A 15,659-nucleotide genomic window follows, 5' to 3' on the forward strand; every position below is an offset into this window, starting at 1 on the left:
TCACCTAGCTTTCTGAATTCACGGTTATGGTCCCATGGGTGGCATCAACATGGACGATATTGCCATTTTGAATACCAGTTTTAAATGAACTATCAGTTTTATCAACCAGTGGCATTTCCATGATGATTGCGCTAGCTACTAAAGTTGTATCTGGGTAATCTACAATCATTGCTTTGGGTGCCATACCCTTCATTTTTAATTGATACATCCCATCTGCTTGAACAACTGAACTGCCCTTCCCATTTGGAAAGACAAGTACTTTACCGGCAATACTTTTTCCAAAAAGGCAGTGGTTTCGTTCAATTACAACACCACTTTTTGGATCCACCAAGTAAAAGCAGATTGGATCTTTAGAAATCATAATTTCACCACTTGCTTCGCCCTCAGATATTTTGTGACATTGAAACGCTTTTTTCATGATTTTCATCGTAAATTTCTCCCTTCAAAGCTGCTTTAACCGCGTTTTCTAACTCTGTAATCACAAATTCCATATTGCGCCGTTTTGTATAATAAGCACACTTAGGTGAATCCGTAACACCTTTTTTTCCATACAGAAATTTCCAGCAAGGCTGATCCATACAAGTATTCGAGATGATTTCTCCACCAGCTGCTTCAATTGTTTGTAGATAGCCCATATCCTGACAAAGTTGCTGTGTTGGTGCCGAGGACATAATGAATAATGGAACTTTCAAGTGTTGATTTTCAACTAGATCTGCCACAATCTTAATTTGATCAAGGGTTAAGTGGGGACAGCCGAATAACGCAAATTCTATCTTGCCATATGGCGCCGTTAAATCACTGCGCATTTCGTCTAAGTCTGCTTGCGTGATCGTTACGGTTTCTTTAACCTCGTGGCCCTGAAAAGCTGCCGTAATCGTTTCAGCTTCTGGTGTTACCCCTACGATATGGTACATTGGCACGTTGCCGCCAGTATTTAATTGGGCGCCTAAATTCATTAATGCCGCATTACTTGGATTGACCAAATTATTAAACACTGGAATTTTATAGCCAATTTTTTTAGGCGTCACATACCCTAGCAATTGGTAATCAAAATCCGTTTTCATCTCAGCTTGAACATTCACTAAGATTTCTCCCTGCCGATTCTCTTCTTTTAAAAAACCGTAATAAGGTGTCACCCCTGTAATAGCCGCACACAAGGCACTCTGAGCTGATTCTCGATTACTCCGTGCCCCGTATACCGAATTAACAAATGGCGTTGCGGAAGATTCCGAATAAGCTAACACTTCATTAACGCGTGGTACATTCAACTGTAGATACGGCGTACAGTCATAGGTCATGATGGCACCGATTTTTTTGTAAGCTGCGTCAGTTCGTTTTACAATGGCTTCATCCTTGGCATCGATGCTCGTAATTTTCTTCATTTGTTTCCAATTGAAACTAGGATTAACGGTCGGCCGAATTCGACAATGAGCGCCTTGAGAAACTAGTTTTTCGACGAACCATAGATCTGCCTCTTGATTGCTTAATGCCACATGGGCGCGGGTGATTGGTACCATATAAGGGGCATCAAATGCCTCACCAATGGCCACTTGGATCTTCATAGCTGTCTGTGTGCCTTGTCCATACTTACCAGCTAGCATTGCTTGCTCTTCTTCTGTCAGTTTCATGTGTATTCGCTCCTAACTTAGCTGCTTAACTGAATCAAAATGCCGCATTGTTTTTTTGATTCGGTTTAATAAATCAACTTGTTTAACATTTACTAACTGGCCTGCCCTAACTGTTTGCCGGCCATTAACAAAAACTTCTTTAATTGCAGTTGGCTGCATCGCATAAACAATATTGGGCAACATCTGCTCTAGGTCTGAATTCATTGGTTGCATCGATAAATCATCTAAATCAATACCAACCATATCCGCTGCTTTACCCACCTCAATTGCCCCGGAATTTAGATCCAATTGCTTGGCCCCGTTAATGGTTCCCATATCAAAAACCTGCTTACATTTCACACAAAGGGCATCCTGCGTGACAACTTTTTGTAAGAGTGCCGTCATCCGCATCTCTTCAAAAACGCTGATTCGATTATTGCCGCAGGCGCCATCACTACCTAAGGCAATATTAATGTTATTGTTAGCCATTTTAGGAATATCCGTAACCCCATCGGCAAGAAACATATTCGATGACGGACAATAATTTAAACTTGCCCCCTTCTCACCCATTAACTGAATTTCAGATTTGCTCAGCCAGACACCATGGACAATTGCTAAACGCTCATCAACAACACCTAGATCATTTAAATACTCGATGGTTCTTTTGCCATGATGTTTTGCCATAGTATCTTTAACTTCAAAAGGTTCTTCGGCAACGTGCATATGAAATTTGGTGTGCATTTTTACCGCCAATTCATGGCCAGCCACAATCATCTCTGGACTAGCTGCATGTAAACTGTGTGGTGCCGGAATAATTGTAACCATCGAATCATCTTTATACTTATCTGCTAATACCAAGGTGTTATCAACTGCTTGATTCACAGTTTCCAAATAGCCTTTGGGAGCACCGGCCCAATCATACATAGTTCTCGCTAAAACAAGTCTTATGCCAATATCTTTTGCAGCTTGGATCACAATTTCATCGGAATCTAACCCGAAATTATGTAGATAGAAGAAATCACAAACCGTCGTAACACCTGCTAGCATCATCTCTGCGAAAGCAAACAATGCCCCATTATAAATATCTTCCCGGCGCATTTGTGGTGAAAAACGGTACAAGGATTCATCTCGCCATTGCAAAAACGGTTTATCAATCGCAATCCCGCGTAATAAGCTTTGAAACGAGTGATTATGGGCATTAACCGTACCAGGTACAAAAACACGATCCGGATAGTGGACTACCTTCGCATTAGGATACTGACTTACGAGTTCTGATTCAGATCCAACGCTTTCAATGTTACCTTTATTCACATAAAGCGCAGGCTCCTCAACAAATTTCTCATGCATATAAGCAAATTTAGGAACGAGTATGTTTCCCATTCAATTCAACTCCTTATCCAATTCTAAAATCGTCTGTAAATAGACATTACAAGCTACTTCGATATCTTCAATCCTGGAGAATTCATCAGAACAGTGGCTTTTCCCGCCAATGCTTCTTACAAAAATCATCCCAGTTCTACCAATGCGGCCCATGTTAGCGGCATCATGACCAGCCATGCTGGTTAACACTGCATTCGTACCAGATTCAGCCTTTAGGGTTGATTTTATTACCGCAATAATTTCAGCATCCATGTTCTTTGGCTTTTGATTTAAAATAACCTCTCTTGAGATTTGAAATCCTTGAGACTCCAAAGTCTTGAACACAGCATCTAGCTGTTTTACAACATCTTGAACTTGATCAAAATCTCCTGAACGAATGTCTAAATTAAAAATAGTTTCTCCCGGAATAATGTTTGCGGCATTCGGCTTAACCTCAAGGAAGCCAAGTGTTCCAACTACAGAATCATCTGTATACTTGGAGAGTATTCCTTTTAATGCTAGATCAATCTCGCTCGTAGCAATTAACGCATCCTTGCGGCAACTCATCATCGTTGTGCCCGCATGATTGGCTTCCCCTTTGATTGTGACTAATTCTCTATAGATACCTGTAATACGATCGACAGCAGCAGCTGGCTCTTTCTTGATATCCAGGCGAGCCCCTTGTTCAATATGACATTCTATAAAAGCTGCCAGACTATTGTTAAAATAGTTGATTTGATCAATTTTATCGAAATTACCACCCAATCTATTGATGGCTTTTGACAATGGTTCCCCTGTTTCCAGGTGATGTAATTTCATAAGGTCATTTTTGGTCACTATTCCTGTTAAAACTTTACTGCCCAGCGTAGAAATTTGATAAGGATTGGGTTCTTCTCCCGTTAGCGATATGACCTTCAGGGGATGTTTGAGATCAACCTTAGCTTCCAAAATCGTTTGCATCACTTCAGTTGCCATCAAGACACCTAGCGCACCATCAAACATGCCGCCTTCGGGTACTGAATCGTTATGAGAGCCAATCACAATCGGTTTGAGCGTTGAGGTATTGTTTGGATCAAGTCCCCATATATTAGCAATTGGATCAGCTTCAACCTGCAGTCCCATTTGTTGCCAATAGTGTGTAATCCACTGTCGCGACGCCAAATCTGCTTGACTACCTAAAGAACGATTAATACCACCTGATTGTGACTTTCCAAACTGACTTAAGGCCATTAAATTGTGCTGTAATCGACCTGAATCGATTCTAAATTGATGCGCCGGTCCAACCTCTAAGTTATTCATATCCATCACTACCCCTGAATGAAAATATTTTTAAAAATAATAAATGAATGGAACCATCAACAAAGAATAAAAAAATAAGAAGCAAATTGCTTCGTCTTTATGTGTAAGATAATATTACTCGAATAAACAATAGTCAAGTATTTTTTCAATATCGGGTAAAAAACATTATTTTTATGTAATATATGTTAACATATGAAGTGCGGCTGTTTCCCCAAGCGAACGGCATCCTACGCGAAAAAACAAAAGCTGCCACTTGTGGCGACTTAGGACACATGATAAGATGAAATTAATTAAATATATGTACACTAGGGGTGTTCTTAAGAGGAACTGAGACGGGCTTTGACAGCACGATCCCTTTGAACCTGTGAGTTTAGACTCGCGAAGGAAAGTGTCCAATCAGTTTAGCTGGGACGAAAGCTTTCATTTCGTCCCAGCTTTTTTTGTTGAAATCACTTCTACGGTGTGCAAAAAAGGAGTGTCAAAAAATGCAATTAGATTTATTGAATCAGCTCCGTGCCCAAGTCCCACTGGTGGTCAACTACGCCAATTATGTCACCCCCAACTTTGTGGCTAACGGTTTGAACGCCTTGGGGGCCTCGCCCATTATGACGTCCGAAGTCGATGAAGCCGATGACTTGGTTAAAATCACCAATACAGTTGTCATCAACTTGGGGACCATCAACCATTATGAAACGGACTTAGTTTGGCAGCTTTGCACCAGTGCCGTGAAATATCACAAGCCCATCGTGTTAGATCCCGTTGCCGTGGGGGCAACGGCCTATCGTTTAGATATCGCCCAAAAATTACTGCAAGATTTCCCGATTGCCGTTATCCGGGGCAATGTGGGTGAAATTGCGGCTTTAGCCCAGGTGGATTGGGCCACTAAAGGTATTGACGCTGGGACCGGGGATGCGGATCCGGCCGCTATTGCCAAGGCTTGTGCCACCCGTTATCACAATGTGGTGGCCTTAAGTGGTATTACCGATTACATCACGGATGGCCAGCAGCTTTTCAAAGTGGGCAACCAAACCCCACTGCTCCCCTTGACCGTGGGTTCTGGGGACTTATTATCCAGCATCATCGGGGCTTTTGTGGGCATTACTGACAATTACTACGAAGCTGCCCAGGTGGGCTGTGCTGTACTAGCTTGTACCGGTGAAATTGCCGCCCAACCGCTACATTCCCACGAGGGTGGTACCTTTGCCGCCCGATTATTGGACAAATTGACCATCGTTGACAAAGAAGATATTCTCGAAATTTTGAAATAGGAGTGATAACTAATGTCTGATTTAAAACAGTATCCGCAAGCCTTATCCATCGCTGGTTCCGATAGCGGTGGCGGTGCGGGGATGCAGGCGGACTTGAAGACCATTCAAGAACGCCACGTCTTTGGGGCCACAGTCCTGGTGGCCATCACGGCGCAAAATACCATTGGCGTCCAAGATGCCCTGCCCCTACCAGAAACTATCATCGATGCCCAATTTAAATCTTTAGCCGCTGATTTAGCAATCAAGGCCTGTAAAACCGGGATGTTAGCTGATGTGACCCGCGTTCGGGCTGTTGTTCGGAATTTAAAAAAATATGATTTTGGACCACTAACAGTGGATCCCGTGATGGTGGCCAAAGGCGGTGCCCCACTGTTAAGTGAGGACGCCGTGGCGGTGGTCCGGGATGAACTGTTACCCTTGGCGACGTTAGCCACCCCTAATTTACCGGAAGCTGAAAAATTGACCGGGCTGACCATCGACGATGAAGCGGCCATGAAACAAGCCGGTATCGCCCTGCAAGGCTTAGGCGTTAAAAATGTCATCATCAAAGGTGGCCACTTAAGCGCAGATCAAGAAAGTAATGACTTTGTGTTGTTAGAAAACGGTGAATCTTTCTGGTTGACCTCTAAACGGGTGGACACTATCCGCACCCACGGCACCGGCGATACCCTATCAGCTTGTATCACTGCTGAACTGGCCAAGGGCGCTAACATTGCCGATGCTATCCGCACGGGCAAAGACTTTGTGGAAGCGGCGATTGCCGATGGCATCATCGTGGGCCATGGCCACGGGCCTTTAAATCACTGGGCATTGGAGGCGAGACGTCATGAATTTTAACAAAAATATGCTGCAAGCCTACTGCATCGCCGGCTCCCAAGATTTAGCCGATCATCAAGTCCTGCCCTTTTTAGAGACGGCTTTAAAGGCCGGAATCACCACCTTTCAACTCCGGGAAAAAGGGCCTGATGCTATCGCTGATCCGCAAAAATTGGTGGCCTTAGCCCGAGCTTGTCGTCAACTCACCCGCCAGTACGACGTGCCTTTGTTTATCGATGACAATATCGACTTAGCTTTGACTGTGGGAGCTGATGGGATCCATGTGGGCCAAAAAGACGAAGGGATTTCTGCCGTTTTAGCCAAAACTGCTGGTAAGTTGATGGTGGGCTATTCCTGCAATACGCCAGCCCAGATTGAACACGCTAATAGTTTAACAGGTATTGATTATTTGGGAGTGGGGGCAGTTTACCCCACCACTTCTAAAGCCGATGCCGGGGCGGCCATTGGCTTGGCAAAGCTTCACGACTACGCTCAATTAAGTACCCGGCCCATTGTAGCCATTGGTGGCATCACCGTGGCCAATGCCCCCGATGTGATTGCTGCTGGGGCAGCGGGTATTTCTGGCATCACTATCTTCACTTTAAGTGAGAATCTACCAGATACCGTCGCCCGCTTAAAAGCCTTAGATGGGGGCGTTTAAGATGACCAAACCTAAATATTGGAACCAGTCCTTATTATGGATCGGCGCAGCTATTTCCATCGCCGAGATCATCACCGGGACCCTGTTGGCACCCCTGGGCCTACAAAAGGGCCTGTTAGCCATTTTCCTAGGCCATTTTATTGGTTGTTTTGTCTTCTTACTGCCCGCCAGTTACATTGCCACGGCTCAGAAGAAAACCGCCATTGAAACCACGGATGATTCTTTTGGCAAATTGGGCGTGAACCTCTTTTCTTTGATCAACGGCCTGCAACTCATCGGCTGGACTGCCGTGATGATCATTTACGCCGCCCAAGCAATGACCGGTGTTTCTAAACGTTGGTTTTCCTTCTCTAATTTCCCATTAATGGCGATTTTAGTGGCAGCCTTCATCATCATCTGGCTCTTGTTGAATAACACTTGGTTTTTCAAACTCAACAACGCCATGGTCATTATTTTATTCATCGGGGTCTTGATCATGATCGCCGTGATGTTCACTGGCAGTGCCCATAGTAATGCCGCCATTACCGGGGGCATGAGCTTTGGGGCCGCCGTGGAATTAAACGTCACCATGGCCTTATCCTGGTTGCCGTTGATCGGCGACTACTCTAAAACCTCTGGTAAGCCCTTTAAGTGGGCCCTGGTCAGTGCTGGCAGTTACTGCTTTGGCAGTTTATTAATGTTTAGCATTGGTTTGACCACCGTGATCATCACCGGTTATCAAGACTTTACCGCTTGGCTGGCCCAATCCAACCTGGGCGTGTTGGCCTTGATCATCATTATTTTCTCCACCGTGACCACCACTTACTTAGATGCTTATTCCGCCGCCGTCAGCTTCAACAATGTCTTTAAGGGCAAACACAATAATTACTTAGGTGTGGCTGTGACCGTAGGCGGCTTGGTGCTGGCCCTGGTGTTGTCCATGAACGTGTACATTAATTTCTTATACTTCATTGGTTCCGTGTTCGCACCGTTATATGCCATTGTTTTTGCCAACTACTGGCGCAAAAGTCAGGTCATTCCCAAATATGTCAATTTTGCTCTCTGGATTTTAGGTATCTTTGGCTATTATCAATTACAGCGCTTTGACTTCTTCGGCGGTACCACGCTATTAATTGGCTTGATTTTAGTTGTTTTCGTGCTGGCTTTACAAGTACCTTTTGGGGCCAGACGCAAGCAACGGGAATAAATAATAAGCTCCTGCCCAATTGATGGGGTACAGGAGCTTTCTTTGTGAGTATTAGTTGTTCACTGTAACATCTGTGGCTTTCACCCATTGATTAGTACCAATCCGGTAAGCTGTTGGGGTACCGGTGTTGTCATAGGCGATTTCAAAAACCTGCCAGAGATTATATTGGGTGCTTAAGCGGCCATTGGGTTGGGTGGCTTTGGCATTGCTATAAATTTGCACGCTTTGATAGTTGGAATTGATCAGGATGCCATTGGCCGTCTTGGTAGTGGCATTGCCCTGATTGCTGTTACCCGTGGTTTGCTGCAAATCACTAGCTTTTACCCATTGGCCGTTGCCTAGGTCATAGGCAATCACATTGCCGCTAGTATCTTTGGCTTCTCGGGTGACCCGCCAGTCGGAAATATTGGTGGCTAATTGCTTACCAGTACTTTGGGTAGCTTGGGGATCAGCATAAATCGTTAATCCTTGATTGTTAGATTTAATAGTTGTATTGGCAGTTTGAATGGTTGGTTCAGTGGTGGTAGCTGCGCTGGCCGCCCCTAGGGAAGTTAGACCAATAGTGGCTACGCCAACGATGGCAGATGCACTCAGCGCCATGGATTTAAATTTTGATTTTTTATTTTTATTCATCGTGAAACGCCCCTTTAAATTAATAGTTACTCGCAATCAAACTTGATTACTTGAACCCTAGTTTACCGGTGGGGTGTGATGATTCTGCCAAGATCAAATGACTTAATCATGATAAGTGTGTGTTTATTTGTAAATCTGAATGAATATTTATGAAGGAAGGATGATTTCTATGAATAGAACAGTTTTGATCACCGGTGCCAGTGAAGGTTTAGGAGCAAAAATTGCCCAGGCTTACGGGGCTCAGGGCTACAATGTTATTGTGAACTATTTTCAAAATGAGACCGCCGCTAACGAAGTCGTGGCCAGCATTGGCAACGACCAGGCTTTGGCCCTACAAGCTGATGTGCGGGATAAAGCCCAGGTGGCCCAATTAGTAGCCAGTGGTAAAGCTCGTTTTGACCGGATCGATACCGTGGTAAACAATGCGTTGGTGGGCTTTAAATTTGATCCTGTGGCTCAAAAGAAATTTGAAGATTTAACTTGGGCCGATCACCAAACCCAATTGGATGGCACGTTAAAAGGCGCCTTTAATGTCATTAGTAGCGTCTATCCAATTCTAAAAACCCAAAAATATGGCCGCATTGTCAATATTGGCACCAATTTATTCCAAAATCCCGTAGTCCCTTATCACGAATACACTACGGCTAAGGCAGCTTTATTGGGGATGACTCGAAATCTTGCGGCGGAATTTGGCCAGTATGGCATTACTGTCAACATGGTGTCCGGCGGCCTCTTAAAAACCACTCGGGCCAGTGCGGTCACCACCCCAGAAGTCTTTCAAATGATCGCCCAAAGCACGCCCTTGCAAAAGGTGACCACGCCCGATGACGTGGCCCAAGTCGTGGTCTTCGTTGGCTCTGAAAAAGCAGGCGGCCTCACCGGACAAAACATCACTGTGGACGGTGGTTTAACCATGAACTAAAAAACTGCTTCAGTTCTGACCGAATCGTCAGGGCTGAAACAGTTTAGCTGGATTCTAAAAATGAGCCATTCATCATGGATTAAGCAATACCTCGGTCTTTTAACGGACAATCAACACTTGGGTCTTCGCTCGCCGGGAAACATAGTCTGAGACAGACCCCAATAATAGTCGTTCGGTTCTGGAACGACCAGTGGCACTGATCACGATTAAATCGATGTTCAATTCCTTAGGTAAATTCTCAGCGATAATTTCTCGAGGACTGCCCTCTTCTTGGCGGGTCTCAAAATTCGTGAGGCCTTTGCCTTTGGCTGTTGTGGCCAACTTCTCCAAGTCAGACTTGGCATTGGCCCGGGCTGCAGGTAGTACCTCAGTGGACCGATCATAATACAAGGGCTCCACGACTTCAACAATATAAAGCTTCGCATCAAAAGTCTTTGCCAGATCAACTGCCTGGTCAAAGGCTTTTTGTGCTTGGGCGGAACCGTCTGTTGCAATCAAAATATTCTTATAAGCCATATGACATCTTCCTTTCTAATCAAGGACAAATACTGTAATCTCCATCAATATTCACCGGAATCGATGGTGATTAAATACACCAGCTCTACCTTGATTATAGACGATTGGGGGGCATGGGGGCAAAAAATTGGCTAGGAATGCAAGTTGATTGGTATCAGATTGAATTCTAACTAACCGTAGAAACCGAAATAACGGTAAAGGTGCATGAATTACGTTTGATTCCATGAAATAACACTATTACTTAAATTTGGGAACAGCGGAAGTTGAATGAGCTCAGTCAAATAACGGATACAAAACACGCCACTGCTCCAATTGTAAATTATGAAACTCAGTTTAAAATGATTAGAACATCAACTGTTAGAAGTGGACATCTTCACACGAAAATGATGGATAGTGTTACATATGAAGTATATGAAGAATGGTCTGAAAGAATTCATTTAAAAGCTGATGATGTTGTATTCTCAAGAGAGGCACCTATGGGTGAATCTGCTATTATACCTGATAATAATAACAAATATTTTCTAGGGCAGCGTATGGTTGGCATTCGAACAAGTACAAGTCTAGATCCTGTATTTTTAATATCAACTTTTCAGGCACCAAAGTTCAGGAAAGAAATACTAATTAGAAATGCTGAGTCAACAACAGTGGCTAATTTTGGAATTCCGAGTATAAAAAGTTATGAAATTGACTTGCCTCAAATAAATGAACAATCTAAAATTAGTAGATTTTTCAAATTAATTGGTATTATTATCGCCCTTCATCAGCGTAAGCTCGAGCTACTTAAAAAGCTTAAACAGGGATACCTGCAAAAACTGTTACCACAAGATGGGCGAAAAGTGCCAAAATTAAGATTCGCTCAATTTAGTGGTGATTGGGAAAAGCATGAGTTAGCCAGCGTTGTAAAGATGGTCAGATCTTATCCATTGTCCAGAGAAGTTGAGTGGCCTTCAGACACGGGATATCGTTATATCCACTATGGTGACATACATACTGGCAAAGCAAGAATTATTACGAATTCTAGTAGATTACCAGCTATTCTAGGTGGTAACTATACGCCTTTACAAGAGGGGGATATAATCATTGCGGATGCGTCTGAGGATTATCAAGAAATTGCACTGCCAGCTGTCTTGATATCGATTAAAAATAAAGAAAGAGTAATTGCAGGATTACATACAATTGCATTTAGGCCATCGGAGTCGCTGAATTCTTTATTTTTGTACTATGTTTTAACAGCACCAACGTTCCGATATTACGGGTATCGCATGGGCCAAGGGCTTAAAGTATTTGGAATTAGTAAATCTAACGTGAATAAATTCACTATATTTTTCCCATCACGCACTGAACAATCTAAAATCGTAAATCTTTTATATTCACTCAACAACACTATTGTCATGATCCAGAAAGAGATAGACAATCTGAAAGAAATGAAAAAAGGTTATCTAGCCCATTTATTTATTTAAAAAATGTTTTGAAATATTGACCCCTCTTAGATAATAAGTATCGGTAGTTTTCTATCAAACATAATTATCAAGGAGGGCTTTTATCATGCCTAGATCTAAATCAACACAATTGTTTCATCAATATTTTGAAGAATGGATTGAGCTTTATAAGGTTAATGCAATCCGGTCAGTAACATTAGACAAGTATTACATGACACTGAAGTGGGTCACCAAACTTGCCCCCGATTTGCGCATCCAGGATATCACGCGTCGTACCTACCAGCAGCTCATCAATGATTACGCACTCGAACACGAAAAACAAACGACCAAAGATTTTCATCATCAAGTCAAAAGTGCAATTATGGATGCTGTGGATGAGGGACTGATTAAACAGAACCCAACCCGGAAGATTGTTATAAAAGGTAAACAACCTCGAGAGAAGAAGCAGAAGTTTCTAAACCAATTCGAAGTCCAGCAATTACTGCACCAATTGAACCTTAATTCGACTATTAATTGGGATTGGTATATTCTGTTAGTTGTTAAGACGGGATTGCGTTTTGCCGAAGCACTTGCGTTAACGCCGGCAGACTTTGATTTCAACAAGCAGACTGTAAGCGTGGATAAAACCTGGAATTATCGAAATACAAAAGGTGGATTTCAACCAACCAAAAATATAACCTCTATTCGTAAAGTACAAATTGACTGGCAACTTGCAATGCAATTTTCACAAATTATCAAGGATTTGCCGGACAGTCAACCAATCTTTGTAAGAAAACGTGTCTTTAATTCCACTATCAATCAGCGATTGAAGGTGTTGTGTGAAAAAGCTAGAATTCCAGTTATTTCCGTTCATGGCTTGCGTCACACACACGCCTCGCTACTATTATTTGCAGGCGTATCGATAGCAAGTGTCGCAAAGCGACTGGGCCATTCAAGTATGACAACAACCCAAGAGACATATCTGCATATCATTCAAGAGTTAGAAGCTCAAGATGGCGAAAAAATTATGAGGCAAATGGCTCAATTGATGTAGCAATAATAAGAAAGGAAATTCAGATTTCATTTTTTGCCTGAAATCTGAGTTTCCCTTTTTTATTTATTGGATGGTATCGTAATTTTAAAACAAGGGCTTTTGATATGTCTTTAAAAAAATAGATTATTTAAATACCCCTGTTTTAACTTAGTGAGAAATTTTATTTTCTGATGATAAAGTGCGATATTATCATTTACAAGTTCAATGATGTCAACGACTTCATTTTGTTCTTTGATATCAGTTGAGACGCATATATACCCCTCTAAGAAACCAGAATTGGTAATATTCACGTTATTACGTGCTCCTACATTTACTAACGGATACAGATATGCATCTAAACGATATTTATCCTCAAAATAAACCTGGATAATACTTGGATTAACCTCGTGAGTACTATGATAAACACAGTATAGGGATGGAACGATACCATGAACTCCCTTATTTGTACGAACAATCCCATTCGGATACCCTTTGATTGGTGATTTAGTGTAAATTACATCTCCAGGGTATACAATGTAGTAACTTTTAACCGATTTTTCTGTAGAACGAAGGCCAAAAAATATATGCTTTTTGACTAACTCTGTTCCTAACGAGGCAGCCAAAATATTGTCTTGATCATATTTCCCAGCATTATTTCTATCGCTTGACGGAGTTAGGAACTCAGAAAGTTTACGCTTCTCCCAATCGTCACTAAATTGAGCAAATCTCAACTGTGGCACTTTTCGCCCATCTTGCGGGAATAGCTTCTGCAAATAGCCCTGTTTAAGCTTCTTAAGCAACTCAAGCTTACGCTGATGAAGGGCAATTGTATTATCAAGCACTAAAAAAAGCCGCCCAATCTTTATTTGCTCATCTAGACAGGGTGTCGATACCCTTAACTCCGAAAAACTTTTCTTATTCAGAATTGGTACTGCCTGAGTGGCCGAAAATCGCCGTAGTCGGTCCGAACTGTGTTCTAAAAGAGAGTATACAAAATCAGAATCGGTGTCACTATTGTTAATTAATGCATTGATTTGTTGATTTGTAGTGGCAGATACTTTCAATTGCCCAACTTTACCAATAGTTGATCCGATTGATACAAAAAGACTAGCACCACTTGGAAGTTGACGACCTCTTTTAAAACCGGCTTGAGTCAGTGTCGTCTTTGTGGACTCAACGAAACGATTATCTTGAATGTCCGCTGGACTGACAAATGCAAAACAGCCATCATAGTACTCACGAATAGAAGTAGCAGGGGTTGAACCAGTTACGATTTTCCCCAACCGTTCCAACTTCCGCTGTTCCCAATCGTCATGAAACCCTTTAAACCGTAATTTTGGCACTTTACGTTGTGACTCATCTTTATTTGTCATTTGAGTCACCTTTATCCGCTTGATCCGTCCAAACTAGCTGCTTACGCATTTCATTGAATTCAGCCCAAGATTTATCAATTTGTTCATCAACTTCAGCTAATTCTTTGAAAACAGCGTCTAAATCAATTGGTTCTTCCGGTTCGAACGTGTCCACGTATCGTGGGATGTTTAAATTGTAGTCATTTTCTTCAATTTCCTTGCGGCTAGCTACGTGTGCATACTTATCTACGCCTTTGCGCTCTTGATAAGCTGCTACAATCTTATCCACATTGGCATCAGTCAAACTATTTTGATTTTTAGCCTTCTCAAAATCATTAGAGGCATCAATAAAGAGAATATCATTTGTGGTACGATTTTTCTTGAATACTAATACTGCCGTTGGAATACTGGTACCGTAAAACAAATTAGCTGGTAGACCAATTACTGCATCCAGTGCATTTTTCTTTTCGATAATATGTTGACGAATAGTTCCTTCGGCCGCTCCCCGGAACAAAACACCATGGGGTAAAACAACCGCCATGGTCCCTTGATCATTCAAGTGGTAAAGCATATGTTCCACAAAGGCAAAATCGGCTTTGGATTTAGGCGCTGTTTTGCCGTATTCTCTAAACCGTTCATCATCTAGTTTGCCATCCGGATTCCACTTAGCAGAATATGGGGGGTTAGCCACAACGGCATCGAATTGCATGTTGCCAACCTTATCATCCTCTAGGGTATCGCCTTGGAAAAGTTCAAAGCGAGTATAGTTGACCCCGTGCATTAATAGATTCATCCGAGCCAAGTTATAGGTGGTGCCATTGATTTCCTGGCCATAATATTTCCCAATTTTGGCATAATCACCCAATCTGAGCAGTAAGGAACCAGAACCCATGGCCGGATCATAAACAGCTTTAAGTTCTTTGTTGGTCAACGTGACTAGTCTAGCCAAGAGCTTAGACACTTGTTGCGGCGTGTAGAACTCGCCGGCCTTTTTCCCGGCAGTCGCCGCAAACTGGCCAATCAAATATTCATAGGCATCCCCTAAGACATCGATCTTGATGTCTTTTTCTTTGAAACTTATGTCAGATAAATTCAAAATTACTTTGGCAATCAAATCACTACGCTGGGCGACGGTATTACCTAGCCGCGACGAACTTAAGTCCAAGTCTTCAAACAAGCCTCGGAAATCTTGTTCAGAGGTTTGCCCTAACGTAGAATCCTGAATTTCATTGATGGCACTTTGCAGTTGCTCAATGTCAAATTCACCAACTTGAATATTTTGGACCATGGTAGAAAATAACGAATCAGGTTGTAAAAAGTAGCCCAATTCTTGAATGATTTCTGCGCGGAGATCGTTTTTAAAGTCGGGATCTTTATACGCTTCTGCAAAGGAAACATCATCATTTGCCAATAGCGATTCAGCAACTTCACTGACCCGATCGGATAAGAACCTATAGAAAATTAACCCTAATATATAGTTTCGAAACTCACTGGCATCCATATTGCCCCGAAGGTCGTTGGCAATTGCCCAGAGTCGTTTTTGTAATTCTGCTTGTTGTTGTGCCTGTGTCACGTGCGTTGCTGCCATA

General features: G+C 42.5%; 15 protein-coding genes and 1 riboswitch. Of the genes, 7 read left to right on the top strand and 8 right to left on the bottom strand.

Features of this window, described 5'->3' with window-relative positions; translation table 11 throughout:
• Window positions 1-4 precede the first annotated feature (4 nt).
• Genes FC83_RS16700 through FC83_RS16715 form a run of 4 tightly spaced genes read right to left on the bottom strand, consistent with a single transcriptional unit; the run spans window position 5 to window position 4,265 of the window.
• A complete protein-coding gene (locus FC83_RS16700) occupies window positions 5-427 on the bottom strand; it encodes an aconitase X swivel domain-containing protein (RefSeq protein WP_035450572.1) in 423 nt (140 codons plus the stop codon).
• A complete protein-coding gene (locus tag FC83_RS16705) occupies window positions 384-1,628 on the bottom strand; it encodes an aconitase X catalytic domain-containing protein (RefSeq protein ID WP_057003053.1) in 1,245 nt (414 codons plus the stop codon). The genes FC83_RS16700 and FC83_RS16705 overlap by 44 nt, the downstream gene beginning before the upstream one ends.
• A 12-nt stretch (window positions 1,629-1,640) precedes the next feature.
• Complete coding sequence (locus tag FC83_RS16710; RefSeq protein WP_057003054.1) at window positions 1,641-2,987, bottom strand: amidohydrolase family protein; 1,347 nt, start codon at window positions 2,985-2,987, stop codon at window positions 1,641-1,643.
• Window positions 2,988-4,265 (bottom strand): Zn-dependent hydrolase, encoded by a 1,278-nt coding sequence (locus FC83_RS16715; protein WP_035450571.1) that lies wholly within the window; start codon window positions 4,263-4,265, stop codon window positions 2,988-2,990.
• A 297-nt stretch (window positions 4,266-4,562) separates the two neighbouring features.
• Window positions 4,563-4,669: riboswitch (TPP riboswitch) on the top strand.
• 81 nt (window positions 4,670-4,750) lie between these two features.
• On the opposite strand from FC83_RS16715, the gene thiM reads away from it, so the two are divergent.
• The 4 genes from thiM to cytX are packed head-to-tail and all read left to right on the top strand — an operon-like array spanning window position 4,751 to window position 8,196.
• Entirely contained in the window at window positions 4,751-5,533 is a 783-nt protein-coding gene (gene thiM / locus FC83_RS16720) for a hydroxyethylthiazole kinase (protein ID WP_035450570.1), read from the top strand.
• 12 nt (window positions 5,534-5,545) lie between these two features.
• Complete coding sequence (thiD, locus tag FC83_RS16725) at window positions 5,546-6,370, top strand: bifunctional hydroxymethylpyrimidine kinase/phosphomethylpyrimidine kinase (RefSeq protein WP_035450569.1); 825 nt, start codon at window positions 5,546-5,548, stop codon at window positions 6,368-6,370.
• Window positions 6,360-7,010 (top strand): thiamine phosphate synthase, encoded by a 651-nt coding sequence (gene thiE / locus FC83_RS16730; RefSeq protein ID WP_057003055.1) that lies wholly within the window; start codon window positions 6,360-6,362, stop codon window positions 7,008-7,010. The genes thiD and thiE overlap by 11 nt, the downstream gene beginning before the upstream one ends.
• A 1-nt stretch (window position 7,011) precedes the next feature.
• Window positions 7,012-8,196 carry a putative hydroxymethylpyrimidine transporter CytX gene (gene cytX / locus FC83_RS16735; RefSeq protein WP_057003056.1) on the top strand — a complete coding sequence of 395 codons (1,185 nt, stop codon included), beginning with the start codon at window positions 7,012-7,014 and terminating at the stop codon, window positions 8,194-8,196.
• A 51-nt stretch (window positions 8,197-8,247) separates the two neighbouring features.
• Here the strand turns inward: cytX and FC83_RS16740 are convergent, their stop codons facing one another.
• The gene (locus tag FC83_RS16740; RefSeq protein WP_057003057.1) at window positions 8,248-8,829 is read right to left on the bottom strand and encodes a hypothetical protein; all 582 of its coding nucleotides are present in this window, start codon (window positions 8,827-8,829) and stop codon (window positions 8,248-8,250) included.
• A gap of 169 nt (window positions 8,830-8,998) precedes the next feature.
• Here FC83_RS16740 and FC83_RS16745 point away from each other — a divergent pair, with 169 nt between their 5' ends.
• The gene (locus FC83_RS16745; RefSeq protein WP_035450566.1) at window positions 8,999-9,751 is read left to right on the top strand and encodes a 3-oxoacyl-ACP reductase; all 753 of its coding nucleotides are present in this window, start codon (window positions 8,999-9,001) and stop codon (window positions 9,749-9,751) included.
• 99 nt (window positions 9,752-9,850) lie between these two features.
• Here the strand turns inward: FC83_RS16745 and FC83_RS16750 are convergent, their stop codons facing one another.
• Window positions 9,851-10,267, bottom strand: coding sequence for a universal stress protein (locus tag FC83_RS16750; RefSeq protein ID WP_057003058.1), 417 nt, complete (start codon window positions 10,265-10,267; stop codon window positions 9,851-9,853).
• A 245-nt stretch (window positions 10,268-10,512) separates the two neighbouring features.
• On the opposite strand from FC83_RS16750, the gene FC83_RS16755 reads away from it, so the two are divergent.
• Window positions 10,513-11,727 carry a restriction endonuclease subunit S gene (locus FC83_RS16755; RefSeq protein ID WP_269083198.1) on the top strand — a complete coding sequence of 405 codons (1,215 nt, stop codon included), beginning with the start codon at window positions 10,513-10,515 and terminating at the stop codon, window positions 11,725-11,727.
• Between the two features lie 82 nt (window positions 11,728-11,809).
• The gene (locus tag FC83_RS16760; RefSeq protein WP_035450562.1) at window positions 11,810-12,739 is read left to right on the top strand and encodes a site-specific integrase; all 930 of its coding nucleotides are present in this window, start codon (window positions 11,810-11,812) and stop codon (window positions 12,737-12,739) included.
• A gap of 110 nt (window positions 12,740-12,849) precedes the next feature.
• Here FC83_RS16760 and FC83_RS16765 read toward each other — a convergent pair whose 3' ends face one another.
• The gene (locus FC83_RS16765; RefSeq protein ID WP_057003060.1) at window positions 12,850-14,091 is read right to left on the bottom strand and encodes a restriction endonuclease subunit S; all 1,242 of its coding nucleotides are present in this window, start codon (window positions 14,089-14,091) and stop codon (window positions 12,850-12,852) included.
• The gene (locus FC83_RS16770; RefSeq protein ID WP_057003061.1) at window positions 14,081-15,658 is read right to left on the bottom strand and encodes a type I restriction-modification system subunit M; all 1,578 of its coding nucleotides are present in this window, start codon (window positions 15,656-15,658) and stop codon (window positions 14,081-14,083) included. The genes FC83_RS16765 and FC83_RS16770 overlap by 11 nt, the downstream gene beginning before the upstream one ends.
• Window position 15,659 lies beyond the last annotated feature (1 nt).

The sequence above is a fragment of the Agrilactobacillus composti DSM 18527 = JCM 14202 genome (assembly GCF_001436375.1).
GTDB classification, from domain to species: domain Bacteria; phylum Bacillota; class Bacilli; order Lactobacillales; family Lactobacillaceae; genus Agrilactobacillus; species Agrilactobacillus composti.

What these genes read in the sequence shown, in the direction of transcription:
- FC83_RS16700 (WP_035450572.1), bottom strand. Translation starts at nt 427, where the DNA reads ATGAAAATCATGAAAAAAGCGTTTCAATGTCACAAAATATCTGAGGGC.
- FC83_RS16705 (WP_057003053.1), bottom strand. Translation starts at nt 1,628, where the DNA reads ATGAAACTGACAGAAGAAGAGCAAGCAATGCTAGCTGGTAAGTATGGA.
- FC83_RS16710 (WP_057003054.1), bottom strand. Translation starts at nt 2,987, where the DNA reads ATGGGAAACATACTCGTTCCTAAATTTGCTTATATGCATGAGAAATTT.
- FC83_RS16715 (WP_035450571.1), bottom strand. Translation starts at nt 4,265, where the DNA reads ATGAATAACTTAGAGGTTGGACCGGCGCATCAATTTAGAATCGATTCA.
- thiM (WP_035450570.1), top strand. Translation starts at nt 4,751, where the DNA reads ATGCAATTAGATTTATTGAATCAGCTCCGTGCCCAAGTCCCACTGGTG.
- thiD (WP_035450569.1), top strand. Translation starts at nt 5,546, where the DNA reads ATGTCTGATTTAAAACAGTATCCGCAAGCCTTATCCATCGCTGGTTCC.
- thiE (WP_057003055.1), top strand. Translation starts at nt 6,360, where the DNA reads ATGAATTTTAACAAAAATATGCTGCAAGCCTACTGCATCGCCGGCTCC.
- cytX (WP_057003056.1), top strand. Translation starts at nt 7,012, where the DNA reads ATGACCAAACCTAAATATTGGAACCAGTCCTTATTATGGATCGGCGCA.
- FC83_RS16740 (WP_057003057.1), bottom strand. Translation starts at nt 8,829, where the DNA reads ATGAATAAAAATAAAAAATCAAAATTTAAATCCATGGCGCTGAGTGCA.
- FC83_RS16745 (WP_035450566.1), top strand. Translation starts at nt 8,999, where the DNA reads ATGAATAGAACAGTTTTGATCACCGGTGCCAGTGAAGGTTTAGGAGCA.
- FC83_RS16750 (WP_057003058.1), bottom strand. Translation starts at nt 10,267, where the DNA reads ATGGCTTATAAGAATATTTTGATTGCAACAGACGGTTCCGCCCAAGCA.
- FC83_RS16765 (WP_057003060.1), bottom strand. Translation starts at nt 14,091, where the DNA reads ATGACAAATAAAGATGAGTCACAACGTAAAGTGCCAAAATTACGGTTT.
- FC83_RS16770 (WP_057003061.1), bottom strand. Translation starts at nt 15,658, where the DNA reads ATGGCAGCAACGCACGTGACACAGGCACAACAACAAGCAGAATTACAA.